The sequence below is a fragment of the Acinetobacter lactucae genome, assembly GCF_013344765.1.
Taxonomy (GTDB): Bacteria; Pseudomonadota; Gammaproteobacteria; order Pseudomonadales; family Moraxellaceae; genus Acinetobacter; species Acinetobacter lactucae_A.
The window spans coordinates 1-204 of the sequence record NZ_JABVBF010000486.1 but is presented as its reverse complement, the minus strand read 5'-3'; the positions used below and the strand labels follow the sequence as shown (position 1 = coordinate 204).

The window sequence follows — 204 nt, the reverse complement described above, 5'->3', positions numbered from 1 at the left end:
CTGGCACATTGGCAGCGGGTGAAGTTGCACAGATCAGTGTAGATGGTGGTGTAACCTGGATCGACTTGACAGTAACTGCAGGCAACTGGAGTTATGTAGATAGCCGTACCTTAACTGATGGTAACTACACTTACGATGTTCGTGTGGTGGATACTGCCGGTAACGTGGGTTCAACTGATAGCCAAGTTGTGACTGTAGACAGCA

General features: G+C 48.5%; 1 protein-coding gene. It reads left to right on the top strand.

From position 1 onward, the window contains the following. On the top strand, window positions 1-204 hold a 204-nt coding region (locus tag HUN22_RS17970), incomplete at both ends, for an Ig-like domain-containing protein (RefSeq protein WP_174732157.1).